At 74.4% G+C, this 16,830-nt stretch carries 15 protein-coding genes; 6 read left to right on the top strand and 9 right to left on the bottom strand.

Annotated elements, in window-relative coordinates; all coding sequences use genetic code 11:
- Positions 1–13: 13 nt before the first annotated feature.
- Positions 14–2,116, bottom strand: a complete 2,103-nt coding sequence (locus JOF36_RS19500; RefSeq protein WP_210028746.1) for a serine/threonine-protein kinase — start codon at positions 2,114–2,116, stop codon at positions 14–16.
- Positions 2,117–2,247: 131 nt separating this feature from the next.
- Entirely contained in the window at positions 2,248–2,787 is a 540-nt protein-coding gene (locus JOF36_RS19495) for a MarR family winged helix-turn-helix transcriptional regulator (RefSeq protein WP_210028738.1), read from the bottom strand.
- A 683-nt stretch (positions 2,788–3,470) separates the two neighbouring features.
- Between JOF36_RS19495 and JOF36_RS19490 the strand changes: the two genes are divergently transcribed.
- Positions 3,471–4,301, top strand: coding sequence for a DUF427 domain-containing protein (locus JOF36_RS19490; RefSeq protein ID WP_210028737.1), 831 nt, complete (start codon positions 3,471–3,473; stop codon positions 4,299–4,301).
- An 11-nt stretch (positions 4,302–4,312) separates the two neighbouring features.
- Here JOF36_RS19490 and JOF36_RS19485 read toward each other — a convergent pair whose 3' ends face one another.
- Both JOF36_RS19485 and JOF36_RS19480 read right to left on the bottom strand, forming a co-directional pair.
- Entirely contained in the window at positions 4,313–5,506 is a 1,194-nt protein-coding gene (locus tag JOF36_RS19485) for an erythromycin esterase family protein (protein ID WP_210028735.1), read from the bottom strand.
- Positions 5,507–5,509: 3 nt separating this feature from the next.
- Positions 5,510–5,995 (bottom strand): MarR family winged helix-turn-helix transcriptional regulator, encoded by a 486-nt coding sequence (locus JOF36_RS19480; protein WP_210028733.1) that lies wholly within the window; start codon positions 5,993–5,995, stop codon positions 5,510–5,512.
- Positions 5,996–6,083: 88 nt separating this feature from the next.
- Between JOF36_RS19480 and JOF36_RS19475 the strand changes: the two genes are divergently transcribed.
- Positions 6,084–7,151 (top strand): M20 family metallopeptidase, encoded by a 1,068-nt coding sequence (locus JOF36_RS19475; RefSeq protein ID WP_210028726.1) that lies wholly within the window; start codon positions 6,084–6,086, stop codon positions 7,149–7,151.
- An 83-nt stretch (positions 7,152–7,234) separates the two neighbouring features.
- On the opposite strand, the gene coaA is transcribed toward JOF36_RS19475, so the two are convergent.
- Entirely contained in the window at positions 7,235–8,164 is a 930-nt protein-coding gene (gene coaA / locus JOF36_RS19470; protein ID WP_210035939.1) for a type I pantothenate kinase, read from the bottom strand.
- Between the two features lie 274 nt (positions 8,165–8,438).
- On the opposite strand from coaA, the gene JOF36_RS19465 reads away from it, so the two are divergent.
- The 3 genes from JOF36_RS19465 to JOF36_RS19455 all read left to right on the top strand — a co-directional run bounded on the left by JOF36_RS19465 (position 8,439) and on the right by JOF36_RS19455 (position 12,043).
- Positions 8,439–9,764, top strand: a complete 1,326-nt coding sequence (locus tag JOF36_RS19465) for a hemolysin family protein (protein WP_210028722.1) — start codon at positions 8,439–8,441, stop codon at positions 9,762–9,764.
- Between the two features lie 2 nt (positions 9,765–9,766).
- Entirely contained in the window at positions 9,767–10,816 is a 1,050-nt protein-coding gene (locus JOF36_RS19460; RefSeq protein ID WP_210035937.1) for a hemolysin family protein, read from the top strand.
- A 309-nt stretch (positions 10,817–11,125) separates the two neighbouring features.
- The gene (locus JOF36_RS19455; protein ID WP_372447393.1) at positions 11,126–12,043 is read left to right on the top strand and encodes a 3-methyladenine DNA glycosylase; all 918 of its coding nucleotides are present in this window, start codon (positions 11,126–11,128) and stop codon (positions 12,041–12,043) included.
- 141 nt (positions 12,044–12,184) lie between these two features.
- Here the strand turns inward: JOF36_RS19455 and JOF36_RS19450 are convergent, their stop codons facing one another.
- On the bottom strand, positions 12,185–12,823 hold the full coding sequence (locus JOF36_RS19450) for a VOC family protein (RefSeq protein WP_210028716.1): 639 nt from the start codon (positions 12,821–12,823) through the stop codon (positions 12,185–12,187).
- 98 nt (positions 12,824–12,921) lie between these two features.
- On the opposite strand from JOF36_RS19450, the gene JOF36_RS19445 reads away from it, so the two are divergent.
- Positions 12,922–13,578, top strand: coding sequence for a TetR/AcrR family transcriptional regulator (locus JOF36_RS19445; RefSeq protein ID WP_210028713.1), 657 nt, complete (start codon positions 12,922–12,924; stop codon positions 13,576–13,578).
- Positions 13,579–13,639: 61 nt separating this feature from the next.
- Here JOF36_RS19445 and JOF36_RS19440 read toward each other — a convergent pair whose 3' ends face one another.
- The 3 genes from JOF36_RS19440 to JOF36_RS19430 form a co-directional block, all read right to left on the bottom strand.
- Complete coding sequence (locus tag JOF36_RS19440; protein WP_210028711.1) at positions 13,640–13,837, bottom strand: hypothetical protein; 198 nt, start codon at positions 13,835–13,837, stop codon at positions 13,640–13,642.
- Positions 13,838–13,951: 114 nt separating this feature from the next.
- Positions 13,952–15,727: an ABC-ATPase domain-containing protein gene (locus JOF36_RS19435; RefSeq protein ID WP_210028710.1), complete on the bottom strand. Its 1,776-nt coding sequence runs from the start codon at positions 15,725–15,727 to the stop codon at positions 13,952–13,954.
- An 86-nt stretch (positions 15,728–15,813) separates the two neighbouring features.
- Entirely contained in the window at positions 15,814–16,782 is a 969-nt protein-coding gene (locus tag JOF36_RS19430) for a helix-turn-helix transcriptional regulator (RefSeq protein WP_210028708.1), read from the bottom strand.
- Positions 16,783–16,830: the final 48 nt, after the last annotated feature.

The following is a 16,830-nucleotide window of genomic DNA, read 5'->3' as shown; positions in this document are numbered from 1 at the left end:
GCACGCCGCGGCGTCACTGCCGATCGAACATCGCCGTGACCGGACCGTCGGCGCGGTAGCCGTGCCGCTGCAGCCAGCCGTCCAGCTTGTTCTGCACGGCGCGCAGGTCCGGGCGCCGCTGCGGCTCGGTCCGCAGCGCCTGCTTCAGCAGCGACAGGTGCGCGGTCCGGTGGGGCAGGTGGGTCAGCTTCGCCCCGGCGGCGGCCGCGCGGAGCCCGGCGACCGCGTCGCTCGACTCCCCGCGCGGTGGGTGCCCGCTCAGCGCGAACGACACCGCGGCGGCGAGCTGCCACCCGTCCGACGCCGGTGACGCCGGCTTGCCCGCCGCCGACTCGGGGGCGAGGTAGTCCGGGGTGCCGAGCACGTACCCGGTCTGGGTCAGCGTCGAGTCGCCCTGCTTGCGGGCGATCCCGAAGTCGATCAGGTGCGGGTGTCCCTGCGGGTCGACGACGATGTTGCCCGGCTTGATGTCGCGGTGCAGCACCCCGCCCCGGTGCGCGGTGTCCAGCGCGCCGGCGATCCCGGTCCAGATCCGGGCCGCGGAGATGTCGTCCACCGGGCCGCGCTCGCCGACGAGCTCGCCCAGTGACATGCCGTCGACGTACTGCATGACGATGACCAGACCGTCCATGCCCTGCAGGCCCGGGTCGGCCGAGGCGTGTATCAGGTCGTAGATCTCCACGCAGCACGGGTGGCGCATCGACCCGAGCGCGGCGGCCTCGCGGCGGATCCGCTCCTCGGTCTCCGCATCGGCGGCGTGCGCGGACTTGACGGCGACGGTGTGGCCGAGCTTGGCGTCGTGCGCCAGCCAGACACCGCCGAAGCCACCGGCCCCGAGCCGCTTCAGCAACCGGAACCGCGGCGCGCGCGGTGGGCCACCGGGGACCGGCGCGACGAGCGTCGGTCTGCGCGGGGGCGGTCCCGGAGGCGGGAACGGCCCACCGGACGGCGGCCCGTGCGGGCGCAGCGGCCCGGCCGCCGGGTGTGCGGCGGGACCGGTCGGTGGCCTGCCCTGGCCCCCGGGCGGGATCGCGCCGGGTGGCGGGCCGCCCTGGTAGGCCGACGGCGGCCGTCCGCCCGGCCCGGGCGGCGCGTGGAACCCGGCGTACGGGGCGGCCTGCGCCACCGGTGCGGCACCGGCGCCCGGCGCCGCGCCGGGGCCGTGACCGGCGCTCTGCCCCCGGCCCGCGCCGGTACCGGTCCGCCCGGAGAGCTCGACCGGCCGTTCCGGCTCGCGCCGGGAGAACCGCTCGGCGAGGCGTTCCGCGACGCTCGGGGTGGCGCCGGCGGCGCTCTGCGGGGCTGCCCCGGTGCCGGCCGCGCGCCCGGCCCGCGACGAGCCCGTGGCGGCACGCGGCGCGGCGGGCAGTGCCCGGGAGGCGCGCGGCGCGTCCCGTCCGGACCGGATCCGCTCGATCCGGTCCCGCGACGGCGGGGGCACCATCGGGACGATCAGGACGCCGACCAGGCTGCCGCCGAGGATCCCCACCCAGAGGTGCTCGGCGGTACCGGCGGGCACCGCCGCGGTGAGGACGATCAGGGAGAACAGCGACAGCCAGAAGAACTTGGCAGGCCAGCGCGGCCCGCGGCGCAGCGCGGTGCGGGCCTGGACGGCGACCAGCATGACGGCGAGCAGCGGCACGATCCCGAGCAGGGCGACCGCGGTCACCGACGTGACGATGTCGCCCCCGCCGATCGAACCGGCGACGCTGCCCCGGCCCAGGTAGCTGCTCTGGGTGCCGACGATGTCGCAGGTCGTCACCCGGATCGAGTCGGTGGCCGAGGCGCTCAGCCCGGGAACGGCCGGTGCACCCTGGGTGGCCAGCGCGAACGTCTCACCGGCGCCGACGAACACCGCGAGCGGCAGCAGGCCCGCCGCGAGCAGACCGATACCGCCGAGCAGCACGGACTCGGCGGCGTTGTAGCCGGACGACGAACCCGAGCCGATCCGGCGGCGCACCAGCGCGACGAGCACGGCACCGGCGGTCGGCAGCAGGCCGACGAGCACCCCCAGGGCGGTGACCGACCATGCCCAGCCGCCGGGGCAGGCGTCCGGGATCCCGAGACCCCGGATGCCGTTCAGTGCCCCGGCGACGAGTGCCACCAGCGCGTCCACGCCCGCACCGACCCCCTGTCACCGGTTCGCGTCCCCGGGCGCGTCACGTCACCCGGGCCCCCCACTATGGCATCACCCGGTGGGCGGACCGTGGCGCGCACCGTGCGCGACCGGCGGGCCGGACGCGGCGTTCAGCGCAGGTACTGGTCCAGGTCGGTGGTGAACCGCTCGAGCAGACCGGCGAGGGACTCCCGGTCCGCGTCCGGCCAGTGCGCGATGACGTCACGCAGCGGGGCCAGCCGGGCGGCGCGGACCTGCTCGCGGGCGGCCAGACCGGCCGGGGTGAGCGCGACGCTGACCGAGCGCGGATCGCGCTCGTGCGGCGAGACGTCGACCAGCCCGGCCCGGGAGAGCCGGGACACCTGGCGGCTGGCGGTGGGCTTGCTGACCCCGAGCTTGCCGGTCAGCGCGGTGAGGGAGAGCGCGCCCTCGTCGTCCAGCAGCATCAGGACGGGGTAGGTGTAGCGGTCGACGGCGTCGTCGGAGCCGTAGCCGTGGGCCCACACAGACTCCATCGTGCGCCGCACGAGCAGGGTGATCTGCTTCTCCAGCGAGTACAGCGACTCCTCGGCATCCGAGCGCCGGATGCCGGTCGGGGCGCCCCGTTCGGCCGTGGCGACACCACCACCGATCGGGTCGTCGTCAATCGGGCCAATCGGACGTTCCGTCATGTTTCGCATGCTACACACGTTGCGGACCGCAACATTGGGGATCGCAATCACCCGTAAGCGGATCGGAAGGTTCGACGGGCACACGGCCGCGCGACTGGGCCGATCGGGCGTGGCAGCTGACCTCCGATTGCGATGCCCAGGCCCAGCGGGCACGGACCCGAGGACGCGAAGGGCGGTGATCGTGTCGTCCATGGTCCGCTCCGGCCCGGGACGCATCATCACCGCCACGGTCACCGTCACGACCGCGAGCTGGTCGGGATGGCGCTCCTGGCCCCCGCCCGATCCGGGTGATCACCGGTTGTGGAGCGCGACGTCCGCTCAGCGTTCGCAACACTCCACAACGGGCGATCACCAGGAGCGCTCACCCCGCCATGCACAGGTCACGGCCGCCGTCGCCCATCTCGACGAGCGACCGCCGCGGACCGAACGGCAGTCCACGCACCTCGCTCGCAACCGAGGCGCGGACCTCGCAAGGGTTACAGCGGGTGCGAGGTGCGCACGGGATGTGCGACGTCACGGCTACCTCCCTGGTGGCACCCATCGGACCCGAGCCGGGCGGGGTCGGCCACACTCGGACCCGTCGGTCGCGTGACACGGGACCGGCGGACCACGAATGTGGAACCGGGTGGGCACGAGGGCCGGGTGAGACCGGCGGGCCGGTGAGACGAGAGAGAGGGACACTGGTGGGGCTGACGCGAACGGACGGGCCGCTGTCGTCGTATGCGCCGTCGACGGTCAACTACTCGATCGACGGGCCGCCGCACAAGCTTCTGATGCACCCGTTCCCGCGCCGCGTGCGAGCCGAGTTCGCCGGGCGGACCGTGCTCGACACCCGGCGCGGGTTCCTGGTGCACGAGTCGAACCTGCTCCCGGTGCTGTACGTGCCGGAGGAGGACATCGACGCGAGCATCCTGATGCCCACCGACCACACCACCCACTGCCCGTTCAAGGGTGACGCCACCTACCGCTCACTGCGGGTCGGGGACCGCAGCGCCGAGAACGCCGTCTGGACCTACCCCGAGCCGATCGCGGCCGCCGGCTGGCTGCACGGTCTCGTGGCGCTCTACTGGGACGCCGCGGACGCCTGGTACGACGAGGAGGAGCGGGTCTTCGCCCACCTCACCGACCCGTACACCCGGGTCGACATCCGGCCGACCCGGCGCCACGTCGTCGTCACCCACACCGCGGCCGACGGCCGGAACACGGTGCTCGCCGAGTCCCGCGCACCCGTCGTGCTGTCCGAGACGGGCCTGCGGAACCGCTGGTACCTGCGGCCGGAGGACGTCACGGTCCCGCTCTCCCCCGCCGAGACCCGCACCCGCTGCCCGTACAAGGGCGAGGCCGCCTACGAGCACGCCGAGCTCCCGGGCGGCACGAGGATCGCCGACGCCTTCTGGCACTACCCCGAGCCGCTGCCGGAGTCGTCGCGGATCGCCGGGCTGCGCAGCGTGACCGACGGTCCCCGCGACGACGGCTCGCAGATCACCGTGACCGTGGACGGCGAACCGGCCTGATCCCGTCCCGCTCAGGGACTGCTGTGGGCGACCTCGGCACGCAGCCGCCCGGCCGCGCCGGGCTCCGCCGTGACCGCGCGGACGTGCAGCACCGCGTCGAACGCGGCGGGGTCGGTGGGCACGGTCAGGTGCTGGAACGCCTTGGTCTCGACGCCGTCGGTCGTGCCGGGTGGTAACCGGCGCAGGTCGGTGAGGTGCAGCGGGCCGAAACCGTCCATGAGATCGTCCAGAGAACCGGCGGCGGCCCGCGGGGCGGGCACGACCACCGCGTCGCCCGGGACGAGTTCCTCGTCCGGGTCGGCGCGCAGCTCGATCACCTCGCCGCCGGCGAAGGTCGAACCGACAACGACGAGGTCGTCGCCGAGCCGGGGTGCCAGCAGCGTCCCGAGCGAGGGTGCGCCGAACACCGGTAGCCGCCCGACGTGCCCGTCGTGCGCGGCCACGACGACGCGGGCGTCCGGCCCCAGCTCGTCGAGCAGTCCGAGCACGGTGTCGGCCATCAGCTCGTCGCGCGGGTTCGAGCCCGGCCCGATCACCGGCCCGTCGGTGAGCCAGTCTGCGACCAGGGCCGCACCGCGGGCGCAGCGCAGCGCGACCGCGTCCCCGCCGGCCCGCCCGGGCAGCGCGCGCAGCGCGGCGACCAGCCGGTCGCGGTCGGCCGGCTCGAGCGCGCGGAACCGGCGCAGCGCCCGGGACCGCGCGGCCGTGGGTTCCCGGTCGCCGAGCGCGGACAGCGCCCGCAACGTGTCGTAGCCGGAGCGCGGCGGCACCCGGTCCAGACACTCGCGGACCGCCGGTCCCGGGTCGGTGCCCGAGCCCGGCAGGTCCATGCCGGCGACCCGCACGCCGGGGTGCGCGCGCAGCCAGCTGAGCTGCGCCCGGGTGGCGTCGTTGTCGCCGAGGCCGTGGCCGACGGCGTGCACCGACAGCTCGCCGAGATCACCGGGGCCGCCGGCGACCCACCGGTCGAGCGCGAGGCCCTCGGCGTAGCCGGACTCGAGGACCACGGCGGTGAAGCCGAGGCGCTCCACCAGGAACCGGGTCAGCCGGTCGCGGGCGAGCAGGAACTCGTGCGCCAGGTGCGCGCCCTCGCCCAGGCACACGACCCGCGCGTCACCGACGATCCGGGCCAGCGGCTCGAGATCGGAGCGGTCCGGGTCACGGGGGTCCAGGGTGCGCAGCGCGGCGACGGCCCCGGCCGGCATGTGTCAGTCCTCGTCCGGGACGATCAGGGCCTCCAGCGCGGGCAACGCCGCCTCCAGGGCCGCCCGCTGCTCCGCGTCGAGCCGGTCGAGCCGCCGCGAGATCAGCGCGGTGCGCTGGTTGCGGACCTCGCGCAGCTTGGCCCGGCCGTCCTCGGAGACGGAGACCAGGACACCGCGGGCGTCGCCCGGGTCGGGGGCACGCCGCACCATCCCCTGCTCGTCGAGGGTCGACAGCACCCGCGACATCGTCGGCGCGGTGACGCCCTCGCGGCGGGCGAGCTCGGAGAGCCGCAGCGGGCCGAGCTGCTCGACGGTGACCAGGGTGGAGAGCTGCAACGGGGGCAGTGACTCGCTGCCGTCGATCCGGATCCGCCGGTTGAGCCGGCCGACCGCGAGCCGCAGCCGGGCGGCGACCTCGTCGTCGGGCGTCTCGAACCGGCTGGTCACCGCCGTGGTCGCAGCGTCGGCACGGCCGGAATTCGGACCCATCGGGACATCGTGCCAAACATCGGCGTGCGCGACGGCATCGGCCCCGTCGCGTGTCACGATCGTTGTACCCACGCAAAGGAGGACCTCCGTGCACGATCCCGTCGACCTCGCCGGCCGCCTCGTCGCCCTGGACACCCGCGGTGGCGGCGAGCGGGCCGCCGCCGACCTGCTCGCCGATCTGCTCGACGACGGCGGTTTCGACGTGCACGTCCGGGAGGAGGAGCCCGGACGGGCCAACCTCGTCGCGCGCCGTGGCGCAGCGGCGCCCCCGACCACGCTGACCGGGCACCTCGACACCGTCCCGGCCGACCCGGCCGGCTGGTCGTTCGACCCGCACGCCGGCGACGTCGTCGACGGGCGGCTGCGCGGGCGGGGTACCACCGACATGAAGGCCGGCGTCGCCGCGATCACCGTCGCGGCGCTGCGCAGCGACCCCGGCACGCCGCTGCAGCTGGTGTTCACCTTCGGCGAGGAGACCGGCTGCGACGGCGCCCGGACCCTGACCGGCCTGGAGCCCTCGCCGTTGCTGCTGGTCACCGAGCCGACCTCGAACCGGGTCCTGCACGGTCACAAGGGCGTGCTGTGGCTGCGGCTGGTGCAGGAGGGGATCAGCGCGCACGGCTCACGACCCGACCTCGGCGAGAACGCCCTCGTCGCGCTCGGCCGGGTCGCGGCGGCGCTGCACGACCACAGCTGGCCCACCGGCACCACGCAAGGCGACGTCACCTGCAACCCCGGGGTGTTCCGGGCCGGGACCCAGCCGAACCTGGTGCCCGACCACGCCGAGCTGGAGCTGGACCTGCGGCTGGTCCCCGGCGTCGACGCGGTGGCCGCCCGCGAACGCGTCGCCGAGATCGCCCGCACCGCGGCGCCCGGCCGGACACCGCGGATCGAGACCCTGATCGACCTGCCGTCGGTCGCCACCGACCCGGCCGACCCGCGGGCGTCGTCGGTCGCGCGGGTGCTGGGCCACGACGGCCCGCCCGCGTTCGCCTCCTACTTCACCGACGCGTCGGTGCTCACCGGGCTGCTCGGCGATCCGGCCGTGCTGGTGTACGGCCCGGGCGACCCGGAGCTCGCGCACGTCACCGACGAGACCTGCTCGGCCGCGAACATCGTGGCCTGCACCGACGGTTTGGTAGAGGGGCTGCGCTGAGGTTCGTTCCGCAAGCTCCTCTCACCGCTGAGGTTCGTTCCGCAAGCTCCTCTCACCGCTGAGGTTCGTTCCGCAAGCTCCTCTTACAGCTTCCGCAGCCGCACCCGCGTGACGTCGTGGTCCGCTCCCTTGGTCAGCACCAGGCTGGCCCGGGAGCGGGTCGGCAGGATGTTCTGCTCCAGGTTCGGCGCGTTGATCGAGGACCAGATCGTCTCGGCGCGGCTGACGGCGGCGTCGTGGTCGAGCTCGGCGTAGCGCCGGAAGTAGGACTGCGGGTCGCGGAACGCGGTCTCGCGCAAGCGCAGGAACCGTTCCACGTACCAGCGCCGCACGTCCGCGGTGGCGGCGTCGACGTAGACCGAGAAGTCGATGAAGTCCGACACGGTGAGCGCGCCGGCCACCGCGGGCTGCAGCACGTTGAGCCCCTCGATGATCAGGATGTCCGGACGGCGCACGACCAGCCGCTCGTCCGGGATGATGTCGTAGACCAGGTGCGAGTACACCGGCGCCGTTACCTCGGGCCGGCCGCCCTTGATCTCGGAGACGAACCGGAGCAGCTTGCGGCGGTCGTAGGCCTCGGGGAAGCCCTTGCGCTCCATCAGCCCGCGCCGTTCCAGCTCGGCGTTGGGGTACAGGAACCCGTCGGTCGTGACGAGCTGGACGTTGGGGTGCTCCGGCGAGCGCGCGAGCAGCAGCCGCAGCAGCCGGGCCGTCGTCGACTTGCCGACCGACACCGACCCGGCGATGCCGATCACGAACGGCGTCCGGGCGCTGGCCGCGCCGAGGAACCGGCGGTAGGCACGGTAGAGCCGCCCGCCCTCCTCGACGTGCAGGTTCAGCAGCCGCGACAGCGGCAGGTACACCTCGCGGACCTCGTCGAGGTCGACGAAGTCGCCGAAGCTGCGCAGCTGGTCGAGCTCCTCCGCCGAGAGCGGCACCCGGGTCGAGGACGCCAGCTGCGCCCACGATCTCCGGTCGAAGTCGACGAACGGCGACGCGCTGCCCTTCGCCAGCCCCGACGGCTTGCGCCCGCCGTAGGGCGGGATGGACGCGGCCGCGGTCACCGGGCCACCGAGCTCAGCGCGTGCTCGGCGACCCGAACGGGGCCGGCCAGGGGCGCTCGGGTGGAGGGCGTCGTCGCCGTGGTCATGGCAGACCAACCTAGACCCCGGACGGCGGGTACGGACGGTGACATCACTCGCAGATCCGACGCGCGCAGGCCGTTGACCGTGCGTATCGTCGGGCCCCGATGCGACCCGTTCCCCACCGATCCCGGGGTGGTCCTCGGTGACCGTCCTGGTCGCGTTGCTCGGCCTGCTCGCGGTGCTGGCCCTCACTCTCGGCACGGCGGTCTCGGTGGCGTCGGAGTTCTCCCTGACGGCGCTGGAACGCAGCCGGATCGACTCCGCGCTGGCCCGCAGCGACGACCGGCGCACCCGCGCGGTCCACCGCGCCCACACCACGCTGTCGTTCCAGCTCTCCGGCTGCCAGCTGGGCATCACCGTCACCACGCTCGCGACCGGCTACATCGCCGAACCGGCCGTCGCCGGGCTCATCCGCCCGGTGCTGGAGACGGTCGGGCTGCCCGGGGGCTGGGCGTCGGGCACCGCGACCGTGTTGTCGCTGGTCCTCGCGACCACGCTGTCGATGGTGTTCGGCGAGCTGGTGCCGAAGAACCTGGCCATCGCGCACCCGCTCGGGGTGGCCCGGGCGGTGGTCTGGCTGCAGGCGGGCTTCGCGGCGACGTTCCGCCCGCTGATCACCGGGCTGAACGGTGCGGCGAACGCGATCGTGCGGCGGCTCGGCATCGAACCGGCGGAGGAGCTGCGGTCGGCCCGCTCCCCCGGCGAGCTGAGCTCGCTGGTCCGGGCCAGTGCCGCCAGCGGCAGCCTCGACGCCGGGACCGCGACGTTGCTGGAGCGGTCGCTGCGGTTCACCGACCGCGTCGCCGCGGACCTGATGACCCCGCGGGTGCGGGTGGAGACGATCGACGCCGCCGGGACCGTGGCCGACCTGGTCGCGCTGGCCCGGCGGTCCGGGTTCTCCCGCTTCCCGGTGATCGACGGCGACCCGGACACGCCGCTCGGCCTGGTGCACGTCAAGCAGGCGTTCGCGGTACCGGCCGGCCGGCGGTCCACGACACCGGTGCGGGAGCTCGCCCGGCCGCTGGAGACCGTCCCGTCGTCGCTGGACGGGGACGAGCTCATGACCCGGCTCCGGTCGGCCGGGCTGCAGACCGCCGTCGTCGTCGACGAGTACGGCGGCACCGCGGGCCTGGTCACGATGGAGGACCTGGTCGAGGAGATCGTCGGCGACGTCCGCGACGAGCACGACCGGCCCGAGCAGAGCCCGGCCCGCCCGATCGGCGACGAGGGCTGGGTCCTGTCCGGGCTGATGCGCACCGACGAGGTCGAGGAGGCCACCGGCTTCCGGGTACCGCGCGGCGGGTACGAGACCCTGGCCGGCCTGGTGAACGCCGGGCTGGGACGGATCCCGGACGTCGGCGACCAGCTGGTGGTGGGCGACCGGTTGCTGACCGTGCTGCGGCGCGACCGCAACCGGGTGGCGGAGATCCGGCTCGGCCGTGCCACGGACCGGGAGGTGCGCGCGTGAGCATCTCGGACGTGTGGGCCCTGGTCGCAGCGGTCGCGCTGCTCGGCGCGAACGCGTTCTTCGTCGGTGCCGAGTTCGCGCTGATCTCGGCGCGCAAGGACCGGCTCGAGGCGATGGCCGAGGCCGGGTCCACCGGGGCGCAGCGGGTGCTCGGCGCCGCGCACGACCTCTCCCGGATGCTGGCCGCCTCCCAGCTGGGCATCACGATCGCCTCGCTGCTGCTCGGCAGGCTCGGCGAGCCCGCCGTGGCCCACCTCATCGACGGCCCCCTGGACGCCCTCGGCGTCCCGGCCGCGGCGGCGTACCCGATCGCGTTCGGGGTCTCGCTGCTGATCGTGGTGATCGCCCACATGCTGCTCGGCGAGATGGTGCCGAAGAACATCTCGATCACCGGCCCCGAGCGGGCCGCGATCCTGCTGGTCCCGCCGTTCCTGGTGTGGACGGCGATGGCCAAGCCGTTCATCGACCTGTTCAACCACCTGGCCAACGGCACCCTGCGACTGCTGGGGGTCACGCCGAAGGACGAGCTGGAGACGGCGTTCACCTCCGGCGAGCTCTCCGAGATGATCGACGACTCACGGCGCGAGGGGCTGCTCGACGACGAGGAGTCCACCCGGATCGCGCGCACCCTGACCTCGGCGGAGTCGACGGTGGCCGACGTCGTCGTGGCGTCGGCCGACCTGGTCTGCCTACCTGCGGGCCCCACCGTCGCGGACCTCACCGACGCCGTCGAGCGCACCGGGTACTCCCGGTTCCCGATCCGCGGCGCGCAGGGCAGGCTCACCGGGTACGTGCACGTCAAGGACGCGCTGGACCTCGCGGGCGCCGGCTCGGCCCCGATCCCGCCGCAGCGGGTCCGTAGCCTGCCCTCGGTGCCGGTCACCGCCCGCCTGGACGAGGCGCTCGCGACCATGCGTGATGCGCGGGCGCACCTGGCCCGGGCCGTCGACGGCCGCGGCGACACCGTCGGGGTGGTGACGATGGAGGACGTGACCGAGGCGTTCGTCGGGACCGTCCGGGACGCCACGCACGCCCCCGGCACGCCGAGCTGACCCACGCCGAGCTGACCGGGACCGCGCCCTGACCGGCACGGCGTCCCTCGACCGGCACCGCGGGAACCGGGCCGTGCCCCACGGATCCCCGCCGAGATGCAGCCCACGGCTGTCCGGTGATCGACAATTCGCCATGAGGCGCACCTCGGCGGGAGGATGGGCACGCCCGGTCGGGCCCGGATCGACGCGGTGCGGTTCGACGCGGCGCGGTTCGACGCGGCGCGGTTCGGCGCAGCGCACGGCCCGCCGCCAGGCGGGGCCTCCCGCCCGGGGCAGGGCCGGCGGACCGGTGGGACGTACCGTCGGCCCGTGACCACGGACGCCCGGACCGACCCCGGCCCCGCGCCGACCGGCGGGAGCACCGTGCTCGACTCCGCGGCGTGGCGTGCGCGGGCGACCGCCCACCGGCAACGGGTCTCCGCCTGGACCGGCCCGCACCGTGAGCGGCGCCGGCGCGGCGAGGCGCACCCGGTGTGGGACTTCCTGTTCACCTACTACTCGCATCGGCCCGCGCTGCTGGAGCGGTGGGACGCCGGGCCCGGGACGGTGCTCACCGGCGCGGGAGCCGAGGCGTTCCTGGACCGTCCCGGCTACCGCCGCACCGGCGGGGACGGTGTCGTGTTCGACCCGGCCGCGGCACCGGACCGGCTGCGGACCACCGCCGCGTTCGTGCACCGGCTGCTCACCGCGACCCGGTCCCGGGCCCCGCAGCTGGGCTGCTTCGGGCTGCACGAGTGGGCGATGGTCTACCGCGCCGAGCAGCCGCGCCACGGTGCCACGACCGGGCTGCGGCTGGGGTCGCGCGGGACCGACGAGGTCGTCGAGTCGATGCGGATCAGCTGCTCGCACTTCGACGCCTACCGGTTCTTCACCGACGCCGCCGCGCCCCGCAACGCGCTGACCCCGACCCGGGAGTCCCAGGTCGAGCTCGAGCAGCCGGGCTGCCTGCACGCGACGATGGATCTCTACAAATGGGCCTACAAGCTGGCGCCCGCCGTGCCGTCGGAGCTGGTGGCGGACTGTTTCGCACTCGCCGCGGACGTCCGCGAGGTGGACATGCGGGCGAGCCCGTACGACCTGACCGGCCACGGGTTCACCCCGATTCCGATCGAGACCCCGCAGGGGCGGGCCGAGTACGTCCGGGCCCAGACGGGCTTCACCGCCCGCGCCGAGCCCCTGCGTGAGCGGCTGATCGGGATCGCCGCGACCCTGGCCCCCGGTGTGTAACGACGGTCGAGAGACAGGGGCCGTCGGCGTCCGCAGTGACATGAGCGACGGTTCGGCTACCGACCGCGGTGGGTCGCGTCTCATCGCCCGGGGAGACACGCACGCCGGGTCCGTGCCTCTCCCTGCGACGTCGTCAGGCCGTCAGGGGGTTGCGGCGCGGTCTCCGCCGGCGACCGGGGGCTCCCAGAGAAAGCCGTCCGGGTCGGCACAGGACCCGCTGCCACTGCGGATGACGATGCGGTGCGAGCCGCTGCCCTCGGCAGGGACCCCGGCGTTCTTGGCCGCTGCCCGTCGGCTGTGGAGGGCGAGCTTGACAGGCGAGCCGCCGGTGTCGAACTCGACGTACTTGGAGCCGAAGCTCCTGGCCACGGTCAAGCCCTGGTCGAGGTAGAACTGCTTGGTGGCCTTGACGTCGGCCACGCCGAGCAGCAGCACGAAGTCGTCGATCTGGCGGGTCGCGGGCCCGGAGTTCTTCTTCTGTGACGAGGCCAGCGTCCAGATCGCCCCGTCGGGGGCCTGGATCACCCCGCCGTAGCCCCAGAAGCTCTTGGTGGCCGGTTTGAGCGTGGTGGCCCCGCCTCGGGTGGCGCCGTCGATGAGGGTGTCGACGATGTTGGGCCGGGCGACGACCAGCGAGAGCGTGAAGCCGCGGAAGCCGCTGGTCGGGCTGTCGCCGGCGCGGACGCGCAACCGGTCGCCGAGTCCGAATGCCGCGGAGTAGAAGTCCTCGGCGGCCGCCGGGTCGCGAGCTTCCAGGATGACCGACTCGATCCGGGTCATGACGGGTCCTCTCTGTGTAGCGGGACGGAGTCGCCGTGCGACGGCATCCGTCAAATCGAGAGTGCCACCCTCGATTTGAGAGTGTTACTATCACGAGCGTGGTTGACGATGTCAAGGGCGGTCACGCCACCGCTGCACCGCAGGCGCGGACCCGGCGCACCCGGGCGGCAGTGGTGGCGGCGGCGCGGCAGCTGTTCCTCGAGCGCGGGTACGCCGCGACCACGATCGAGGCGATCAGCGAGGCCTCCGACACGCCCCAGCCCACGGTGTACCGGCTGTTCTCCTCCAAGCTGGGGATCCTCCGAGCCGTGCTCGAGGTCTCGATCGCCGGCGACGACCGGGCCGTGGCGATGCTCGACCGCCCCCAGGTACGCGCCCTGGTCGACGACCCCGACCCGCGCGACACCCTGAACGGATTCGCCGCGCTGGTCGCCGGGCTGATGGCCCGCACCGCGTCTGTGCACCGCGTGCTGGAAGAAGCGGCCCGCTCCGACCGCGGCGCCGCCGCGGCGCTTGCCGAGATCGCCGAGCAGCGCCACGACGGCCAGCAGCGCATCACCGGTGCTCTCGCCCGGACGGGCGCGCTGCGGGACGGGCTGAGCGAGGCCGACGCCGGCGACATCGTGCATGCGCTGGCCTCACCCGAGGTGTATCGCCTGCTCGTGACCGACCGGGCCTGGAGCGGCGAACGCTACGAACGTTGGTTGTCCTCGATCCTGATCGAGCAGCTCCTCCCCGCAACGGACGACGGATGAGCACGTTCCGGTCACCTGCAGCGACCCGACGACAGCAGCGCCTCGGGGCCGACGATCGAGCTCAGGCGTCGTGGAGCTGGTCCAGGACGCCGTTGCGGGCGGACGCGACCAGGTCGGCGAGCTGGTCGGTGCTCATCTGGACCTGCTGCCCGAAGTCGTCGGTGAGCACGATGCGCTTGTCCGGCGCGGCCGTGTCGTCGACGTAGAGCTCGGGGCAGCCGCAGTTGCAGCTGCCGCAGAAGGTGGCGATGTGACGCACGCGGGCGCTCCCCTCGTCGGTCCGCGGCACGAGCGGACGCCCGCACCACGGGTGAGGGGTCGGCGGGCCGGGTGTGCTGGTTCCTGAGGCCGCCCGATGGGGTGATGATCCGGGTCAGCGCTCGCCGTCGGCCCGGTGGCCGGTCACCCGGGCGGGCCGCAGGCGGTTGAGCGCCGCGGCGATCTCGTGCCGCCGGGGCACGGCGAAGTCGGCGAGCGATCCGTGCGCGAGCGCGGCCGCTCCCCCGTGCCCGACGTCGGCGTCGAGCCGGTCGAGGGCCTCCGCGAGCGTGCCGCCGTCCAGGTCGAGATGGGCGAGCGCGAGCCCGACGCCGGTTGTCTGCGACGGGTCGGCCAGCTGGGACACCGCCGACAGGTCGATGTCCTCGCCGCCGAACGTGAGCCGCCCGCGACCGCGTGCGGTGACCTTGCGCCGTCCGCGCACCTGCGGGTCGACGCTCGCCGGGTCGAACACGCGACGGCCGAAGTCCGGAAACGGGGTGTCGGCGCTCTCGGGAGCGGTGCCGGCGATCTCGCGGGCGCGCCCGGTGATGTCGGAGATCCGGTAGTCCTGCAGCAGGATCACCGTGTCGGCGCGGTCGAGGTAGTCACCGGACCCGCCCATCACCAGCACCGTCGACACGCCCCGGCCGCGGTGCAGCGGCCGGACCCGGTCGACGAACGGCACCAGCGGCTCGGACTCGATCAGCTCGCGCATCCGGGCGTCGCGGATCATCACGTTCGTCGCCGAGGTGTCCTCGTCGATGAGCAGCACGTCCGCGCCGGACTCGAGCGCCTCGATCGTCGACGCCGCCTGCGAGGTCGACCCGGACGCCGACTCGGTCGAGAAGTCCCCGGTCGGCTTCCCCGACGGCAGATCGGACACGAACGCGCGCACGTCCACCCGCTGCACCGAGCGCTCGTCCTCGGCCCGGACCGAGACCGCGTCCGGGCGGGCCACGACGAGCTCGCGGCCGTCACCGGGGACGTGGTCGTACACCCCGGTCTCCAGCGCGCGCAGCAGCGTGGACTTGCCGTGGTAGCCGCCGCCGACGATCAGCGTGACGCCCTCCGGGACCCCCATCCCGGTCACCTCGCCGCGGTGCGGCACCGGCAGCGTCACCCGCAGCGACTCCGGCGACGCGAACGGCACCCCGTCACGCAGCCGTCGGTCGTCCACACCGGACGCCCGAGGGAGCACGGCGCCGTCCGCCACGAACGCGACGAGCCCGTTGTCGCGCAGCGCGTCCCGCAACGCGCCGGCGTCCTCCACAGTGTCCACGAACTCGTTCGCGGCGTCCTGGTCGGCGCGTTCCCAGGTCAGGGCCGCGTGCACGGCGGAGGGCAGGTCGTCGGTGAGGGTGCGGGCCGCAGCGTGCCCGGCGATCCGGCGCCCGTGCCCGGGGAACGGGGCGCCGAGCTCGACGATCACCGTGCCGGGCTCCTCGCCGTCGCCCCCGATCCGGATCGCGCTGCGGTCGAGAACCTCCTGGCCGCCCGCGTCGACGGTCACCGGGGTGCCGCGCAGCGCGGTCCGCAACGCGCGCAGCAGGAACCCGCCGAGCGCGCGGGCGCGGACCCGGGTCCGGTGGAGCTCGGCGGGTAGTGCGGCGGTGGCCGCGGGGACCGTCACCCGCAGCCGCGACGGCGGCGCGAACGGGTCGGCCTGGACCTTGCGGACCTCCAGCTCGAAGCCGTCCATCTGCCAGCGCCCGGCGAGCCCCTTGTAGGCGCCGTAGCTCGCGCCGTCGAGGCCGTGCAGCCGGGAGCCGAGCTCGTCGCCGTCACCCCGGATCCCGGACGGCGGCGGCGCGTCGGACCGGCGCGGTCCACCCCGACGGGGCGGGCCGCCCGAGCCGGCGCCGGGACGGGAGCGGTGCGGTCGGGTCATGCGATCCTCTCGACGGGTGCGGACCGTTCCACGGTAGGTACCCGCACCGGAACCCCGCACGGCGCGCCCGCGGACACGCGCCGCGGTCAGTGCTCGGAGGCCACGGCAGCCCGGACGAGGCGCGCCGCCAGCTCGGCGAGCCGTTCCCGCAGCTCGGGCGGCCGCTCCACCACGAAACCGCGGTCGAGCGCGATCAGGACCCCGGGGACCCAGTCGAGGCGTTCCGCGTGCAAGGTCACCCGCGACTCCCGTCCCAGCCGCTCGACCACGGCCAGACCCGCGGGCAGCCGGGCCCGGACCTCCTCCGCGACCCCGCGTACCCGCACCACCACCTCGTGCCCCCGCGGCGCGGCGGCGATGCCGTCCAGGACCCGCGTCGCCGCGTCGACCCGATCCTCCGGTGGTGCGAACGCACCCTCCACCGCTCGGACGTCGCTCATCCGGTCGAGGCGGAAGGTGCGGTCCTCGGCGATGGTGGGATCGAGGGCGGTGACATACCACCGGCCGGAATGCGCGACGAGGCCGTGCGGGTGCACCCTCCGAGCGCTGCGTTCCCCGGTGGCGTTCGTGTAGCCGAACGCGAGCGGCCGTCGATGCTGCACCGAGTCGGCCACGGCCAGGAGCACGTCCGGCCCGGGAGCCGGGCGGCGCACCGGATCACCGGTGAACGACACCGTGCCGAGCAGGGCGTCCAGCCGGGCCCCCGAGGCCGTGGGCAGCACCCGCCGGATCTTGGCTCGCGCGGTCTCTCCCGCGGCGGCCGCGGCCGTCGTCAGTCCGGTACGCGACCCGGCGATCAGTCCGAGGCAGACGGCCACCGCCTCCTCGTCGGTGAACATCAGCGGGGGCAGCCGGTACCCGCGGCCCAACCGGTAGCCGCCGTACCGCCCCCGGACCGACACGACCGGGATCTCCAGGTCGATCAGGTGCCCGACGTAGCGCCGCACGGTGCGCTCGTCGACGCCGAGCCGTTCGGCGAGCTCGGCACGGGTGCGGGTACCGCCGGTCTGCAGCAGCTCCAGCACGGTGAGCACGCGGGAGGTCGGACGGCTCATCTCCCCACGATACTGGACCGTTCCTGCCCACTATCGCCGCTAGCGTGC

Source organism: Pseudonocardia parietis, from assembly GCF_017876315.1.
In the GTDB taxonomy this organism is placed as follows: Bacteria; Actinomycetota; Actinomycetes; order Mycobacteriales; family Pseudonocardiaceae; genus Pseudonocardia; species Pseudonocardia parietis.
This window is presented reverse-complemented; position numbering and strand designations above follow the sequence as displayed.

Bases quoted from the DNA above. Each gene is read 5' to 3' on its own strand.
- JOF36_RS19495 (WP_210028738.1), bottom strand. From the start codon at position 2,787: ATGACGGAACGTCCGATTGGCCCGATTGACGACGACCCGATCGGTGGT.
- JOF36_RS19485 (WP_210028735.1), bottom strand. From the start codon at position 5,506: ATGCCGGCCGGGGCCGTCGCCGCGCTGCGCACCCTGGACCCCCGTGAC.
- JOF36_RS19480 (WP_210028733.1), bottom strand. From the start codon at position 5,995: ATGGGTCCGAATTCCGGCCGTGCCGACGCTGCGACCACGGCGGTGACC.
- JOF36_RS19450 (WP_210028716.1), bottom strand. From the start codon at position 12,823: ATGACCCGGATCGAGTCGGTCATCCTGGAAGCTCGCGACCCGGCGGCC.
- JOF36_RS19435 (WP_210028710.1), bottom strand. From the start codon at position 15,727: ATGACCCGACCGCACCGCTCCCGTCCCGGCGCCGGCTCGGGCGGCCCG.
- JOF36_RS19430 (WP_210028708.1), bottom strand. From the start codon at position 16,782: ATGAGCCGTCCGACCTCCCGCGTGCTCACCGTGCTGGAGCTGCTGCAG.